At 61.1% G+C, this 6,075-nt stretch carries 5 protein-coding genes; 4 read left to right on the top strand and 1 reads right to left on the bottom strand.

The window, feature by feature from the left end; translation table 11 throughout:
• The 3 genes from ACIOYV_RS17015 to ACIOYV_RS17005 all read left to right on the top strand — a co-directional run.
• Positions 1 to 1,036: aspartate ammonia-lyase (locus ACIOYV_RS17015; protein ID WP_401325387.1), on the top strand; the 1,036-nt coding region annotated here is incomplete at its 5' end.
• A 520-nt stretch (positions 1,037 to 1,556) separates the two neighbouring features.
• Entirely contained in the window at positions 1,557 to 3,008 is a 1,452-nt protein-coding gene (locus ACIOYV_RS17010) for an alanine/glycine:cation symporter family protein (RefSeq protein ID WP_401325384.1), read from the top strand.
• A gap of 155 nt (positions 3,009 to 3,163) precedes the next feature.
• Positions 3,164 to 4,168, top strand: coding sequence for an asparaginase (locus tag ACIOYV_RS17005; RefSeq protein ID WP_163910602.1), 1,005 nt, complete (start codon positions 3,164 to 3,166; stop codon positions 4,166 to 4,168).
• A 55-nt stretch (positions 4,169 to 4,223) separates the two neighbouring features.
• On the opposite strand, the gene ACIOYV_RS17000 is transcribed toward ACIOYV_RS17005, so the two are convergent.
• A complete protein-coding gene (locus ACIOYV_RS17000; RefSeq protein ID WP_265041926.1) occupies positions 4,224 to 4,769 on the bottom strand; it encodes a hypothetical protein in 546 nt (181 codons plus the stop codon).
• Positions 4,770 to 4,916: 147 nt separating this feature from the next.
• Between ACIOYV_RS17000 and ACIOYV_RS16995 the strand changes: the two genes are divergently transcribed.
• Positions 4,917 to 5,909, top strand: a complete 993-nt coding sequence (locus ACIOYV_RS16995; protein ID WP_401325381.1) for an AraC family transcriptional regulator — start codon at positions 4,917 to 4,919, stop codon at positions 5,907 to 5,909.
• Positions 5,910 to 6,075: the final 166 nt, after the last annotated feature.

Below are 6,075 nucleotides of genomic sequence, written 5' to 3'. Positions count from 1 at the left end.
CCAATACCTGCACCCGAACAACGACGTGAACATGGCGCAGTCGACCAACGACGCCTACCCGACCGCGATCCGTCTGGGTCTGCTGTTGGGCCACGACGCGCTGCTGGCCAGCCTCGACAGCCTGATCCAGGCGTTCGCTGCCAAAGGTCAGGAATTCGCTCACGTCCTGAAAATGGGCCGTACCCAGTTGCAAGACGCCGTGCCGATGACCCTCGGCCAGGAATTCCGCGCTTTCGCCACCACACTGGGCGAAGACTTGGCCCGTCTGAAGACGCTGGCCCCGGAACTGCTGACTGAAGTGAACCTGGGTGGCACCGCGATCGGCACCGGCATCAACGCCGACCCGCGCTACCAGCACCTGGCCGTTGAGCGCCTGGCCCTGATCAGCGGTCAACCGCTGGTGCCAGCCGCCGACCTGATCGAAGCCACTTCCGATATGGGCGCCTTCGTGCTGTTCTCCGGCATGCTCAAGCGCACCGCGGTCAAGCTGTCGAAGATCTGCAACGACTTGCGCCTGCTGTCCAGCGGCCCACGCACTGGCATCAACGAAATCAACCTGCCGGCGCGTCAGCCAGGCAGTTCGATCATGCCCGGCAAGGTCAACCCGGTTATCCCGGAAGCGGTCAACCAGGTCGCGTTCCAGATCATCGGCAACGACCTGGCCCTGACCATCGCAGCCGAAGGCGGCCAACTGCAACTGAACGTGATGGAGCCGCTGATCGCGTTCAAGATCTTCGACTCGATCCGCCTGCTGCAACGCGCCATGGACATGCTGCGCGAGCATTGCATCGTTGGCATCACCGCCAACGAAGAGCGCTGCCGCGAACTGGTCGAGCACTCGATCGGCCTGGTCACCGCGCTGAACCCGTACATCGGCTATGAAAACGCCACCCGCATCGCCCGTATCGCCCTCGAAAGCGGCCGCGGCGTGCTGGAACTGGTGCGCGAAGAAGGCTTGCTCGACGACGAAATGCTCGCCGACATCCTGCGCCCGGAAAACATGATTGCTCCGCGTCTGGTCCCGCTCAAGGCTTGATCGAACGCTGCACGCTCACCAGGTCGAGGGACTAGACACCTCTCACCTTTTGAGGGCTTGGGGATTCGTTCTCCAAGCCCTTTTTTTTAACTCTTTTGCGGCAACAACAGAATGTTTGAACGCTGAAAAATGTGGGAGCGAGCCTGCTCGCGAAGTCGGTGTGTCAGTCACCAGAAATGGTGAATCCAAGTCCGCATTCGCGAGCAAGCCCACTCCCACATGAAACAGCTTTCACATAAGCCCGACGCCGGTAACGTCGGGTGTTTCAAAGCTTCGTACCGTCGCTTGCACCACAATCGTGCAGACGGGCAACGCACTGATAGGTATAGTGCCGCCCCTCTTCGCGTGAGCGGTCGTCGGTAACGAGGCCCAAACCCATGCGAAACCCGACCTAATAACAACCCGCGATATGGACCGGGACGAACTTCGCCTCACCTGTCATGCCACGCGCAAGCCGGTGTAACGCGATGTTTCTACCCCTCCAGCATTTGCTTAAACAAAAAACAGCGAGGAATAATCCATGCTCGAAGTCATTAACGACTTCCTCTCAGGGAAAGTACTGATCGTGCTCATTGTCGGGCTCGGTAGCTACTTCACGATCCGCTCGCGTTTCGTTCAATTGCGCCACTTCTTCCACATGTTCGCGGTATTCCGCGACAGCCTCAAAAGCAGCGCCGGTCAACTCAGCTCGTTCCAGGCCCTGATGCTCAGCCTCGCCGGCCGCGTCGGTGCAGGTAACATTGCCGGTGTCGGCATCGCCGTGACCCTTGGCGGGCCAGGTGCGGTGTTCTGGATGTGGGTGACCGCGCTGGTCGGCATGTCCAGCAGCTTCTTCGAATGTTCCCTCGGCCAGCTCTACAAGCGCTGCGACTCCGACGGCACCTACCGTGGCGGCCCGTCCTATTACATCCAGCACGGCCTGCAGAAACGCTGGTTGGGGATGATCATGGCGTTCCTGCTGCTGATCACCTTCGGCTTCGCCTTCAACGGCCTGCAATCCCACGCCGTGACTCACTCGCTGAAGAACGCCTTCGACCTTGACCCAACGTACACTGGCGCGGCGCTGGCCGTGTTACTGGGCCTGGTGTTCATTGGTGGCATCAAGCGTATCGCCAAGGTCGCTGACCTTCTGGTACCGGTGAAAACCCTGGTGTACATCGGCGTGACCATCTACGTGATCGTGCTGCAGTTCGACCACGTTCCAGCGATGCTGATGACCATCGTCAAAAGTGCTTTCGGTCTCGACCAGGCCTTTGGTGGCCTGATCGGCAGCGCCATCGTCATGGGCGTGAAACGTGGCGTGTTCGCCAACGAAGCCGGCCTGGGCAGTGCGCCAAACGTAGCCGCAGTGGCTTCGGTCGAGCACCCGGTTGCTCAGGGTGTGGTTCAGGCGTTCAGCGTGTTCCTCGACACCTTTGTGATCTGCACCTGCACCGCGTTGCTGATCCTGCTCTCGGGCTTCTATACCCCGGGCTTCGAAGGCGACGGCATTGCCCTGACCCAGAATTCCCTGGCCGCCGTGGTCGGTGACTGGGGTCGCAGTTTCATCTCCGTGGCCCTGTCGTTGTTCGTGTTCACCTCGATCCTCTACAACTACTACCTGGGCGAGAGCAACCTGCGCTTCATGATCGGTGAAAACCGCGCAGCGCTGATCGGTTACCGCGCGTTGGTACTGGTGCTGATCTTCTGGGGTGCCATCGAAAACCTCGGCACGGTGTTCGCTTTCGCCGACATCACCATGACCATGCTGGCGTTCGTGAACCTGATCGCGCTGTTCCTGCTGTTCAAGGTCGGCATGCGCATCCTGCGTGACTACGATGACCAGCGTTCTGCCGGCATCAAGACTCCGGTGTTCGATTCGAGCAAGTACCCGGATCTGGACCTGGACCTGCAAGCCTGGCCTGCCAACCCGCCAGCCGTCGCCACCAAGGCCGAAGCTGAGCTTAAAGGCGTACCCGCAGCGCAACGCTGATCGGTTAAAGTTCGAAGTACCCTGTGGGAGCGGGCTTGTTCGCGAAGAGGGCGTAACATTCAACATCATCGTTGACTGATACACCGCTTTCGCGAGCAAGTCGAAACGTCGCACCGCCGCTCCCACAGGAACTCGTCGTTCTCCGGAGAACCTCCATGAATTCCTCGACCTATCCTGCCGCCCAGCACGTCATGGTGCTCTACACCGGCGGCACCATCGGCATGCAAGCCAGCGCCCATGGCCTGGCCCCGGCGTCCGGTTTTGAAGCGCGGATGCGCGACTACCTGCACAGCCAGCCTGAACTCGTGGTGCCACAGTGGCGCTTTCGCGAGATGAGTCCGCTGATCGACAGCGCCAACATGACCCCGGCCTACTGGCAGCAACTGCGTGAAGCGGTGGTCGATGCCGTGGATGTCCAGGGTTGCGACAGCGTGCTGATCCTGCACGGCACCGACACTCTGGCGTACAGCGCGGCGGCCATGAGCTTCCAGTTGCTCGGCCTGCATGCCCGCGTCTGCTTCACCGGCTCGATGCTGCCGGCCGGCGTGACCGACAGCGATGCCTGGGAAAACCTCAGCGGCGCGCTGGTCGCCCTCGGCCATGGCTTGGCGCCGGGCGTGCATCTGTACTTCCACGGCGAACTGCTGGACCCGACCCATTGCGCGAAAGTGCGCAGCTTCGGTCGTCATCCATTCAAGCGACTTGAGCGTCAGGGCGGCGGTGTGAAGGCGACTTCGCTGCCAGCGCCGTTGACCTACAACCAGCCCAAGCAACTGGCGAAAGTCGCCGTGCTGCCGCTGTTCCCCGGCATTGGCGCCGAAGTCCTGAACGGCCTGCTAGACAGCGGCATTCAGGGTTTGGTGCTGGAGTGCTACGGCAGCGGCACCGGGCCGAGCGACAATCCTGAGTTTCTCGCCAGCCTTGAGCGGGCGCGGGACAAGGGTGTTGTGGTTGTCGCGGTCACTCAATGCCATGAAGGTGGCGTCGAGCTGGATGTGTACGAGGCCGGCAGTCGCTTGCGTGGTGTTGGCGTGCTGTCGGGTGGCGGCATGACCCGTGAAGCGGCGTTCGGCAAGTTGCATGCATTGCTGGGCGCAGGTCTGGAAAACGCCGAAGTACGGCGCCTGGTCGAGCTGGATCTGTGTGGTGAATTGAGCTGATCCATCGCCTGCCGCCGGCTCCCGAGATGTCGCAGGAGCCGGCTGGCCGCGAAGATTACTTCTTGACCTGATAATCCTGGCCCCACACCCGTACCGTGGTGGACGTCTCGATCGGCCCTTCAAAAATGAATTTCTGCCGCACCGCGGCTTTCGGCGGCACGGTAACGTCATCCGGGTTTTCCAGGCTGGCTGTCAGCCCGTTGGCATACCCGTCCTGATCGATCGCCAGCAAAGCGCCGGCCTGCTTGAGGTTGATCAGGCGCAATTGGCTGTCGCTGCTGTTCTTGAAGCCCAGCGTGACATTGAAGGTGTCGCCGACGGCCTCGGTCTTCAACACCTGAACATCGATGCGGTCCTTCATTTGCTCACGCGAGGAAATGATCGAAGCACCGTCAACGCCTTGGGCCGACTGACGCCCGTCAAGCACCCCTTCACTGACCCCGCCCAACAGGTTTTTGCCGGCCGAAATCGCCGAAGAGACCGCTGCCTTGGCCGAGTCCTTGATACTGCTGTCGTTGGCCGGCTCGCCCTCGGCAAAGCACAGCGAGCTGAGCAACAAGCTGGAGGCCAGGATAATGTGGCGCGAGGGAGTGAATGTCATACCTAATCCTTTATGGTTGTTTGCGACACCACCCGGAGGGTGAATGGCAGGCAGGTTGCACCAATCGGCTTTTGTCGGCAAGCCAGCACCAGCAGCAGCGGCATACAACTTGCTGCCTTCAAGCAGACTTCATGAACGGACGCGAGCATGCTCCACTCCCACCTCACCACTCTCAACGCCGTCTCCCTGGTGCTCAACACCTTCAAGGCTGAAGGCCTGTCCAGCGAAGCGCTGCTCGCGGGAAGTGGCATCAGCGCGGCGGATCTGAGCCGGGCGGACACGCGTATCACCACCAATCAAGAGATGCAGGTCTGCGCCAATGCGGTCGCGCTCAAGCGTGATATCGGCCTGGAGCTGGGTCGACGGATGCATGTTTCGTCCTACGGCATGCTCGGTTATGCGCTGCTCACCAGTGCCACCTTCGGTGACGCTTTGCGCCTGGCGATACGTTATCCGGCGCTGCTGGGAACACTTTTCGAGCTGAGCCTGGAAGACGATGGCGAACGCATCTGGTTCGTCGCCGCCGATTACCGGGAGAACCCGGCGCTGGCGGTGTTCAATGCCGAGTTCTGCCTGGTCTCGCTGAAAGTCATCTGCGACGACCTGCTCGGCCATCCACTGCCGCTGCTGGCTGCACGGTTTGAACATTCGGCGCCGGATTACCAGGCGACCTACGCCGAACACTTTGCCTGCCCGCTGAACTTCGAGGCGCGGGACAACGCGTTTGCCTTCGACCGACAATGGCTGGAACAACCCTTGCCACTGGCCGATGTGATCACCCATCAGGCGATGGCCGAACGCTGCCGCAAGCAGAACACCGAGTTCACCGGCCGCCAGGCGTGGCTCGGGCGGATTCGCCAGTTGCTCAGCGTGCAGTTGCATGCGGCGCCGGGGCTGGAGGGGCTGGCCGAGCAGATGAAGTGTTCGCCGCGCACCTTGCGCCGGCATCTCAAGGACTTGGGCTGCAGCTATCAAGAGCTGCTGGATGAACTGCGGTTCGAGCAGGCCAAGCAGATGCTTTGCGAGGATCAGCTACCGATCTATCAAATCGCCGAAGCGCTGGGGTTCAGCGAAACCGCAAGTTTCCGGCATGCGTTCGTACGCTGGAGCGGCGTGGCGCCGAGCCAGTTCCGCCCTTAAGCACATCGACACAGGAATCAAATCCCTGTAGGAGCGAGGCTTGCCCGCGAAGGCGTCCTTGAGAACGCTAAAAGCTTCGCGGGCAAGCCTCGCTCCTACGGGTTCTGCGTCATTCGAGAGCACTCCCGCGCCAATAAGGGGCGAATTTCGGTCAAATGTTTTGGCC

Source organism: Pseudomonas sp. NPDC087342 (assembly GCF_044744265.1).
Classification (GTDB): Bacteria; Pseudomonadota; Gammaproteobacteria; order Pseudomonadales; family Pseudomonadaceae; genus Aquipseudomonas; species Aquipseudomonas nunensis.
The sequence above is the reverse complement of the archived record's forward strand: the minus strand, read 5'-3'. Positions and strand labels throughout refer to the sequence as shown.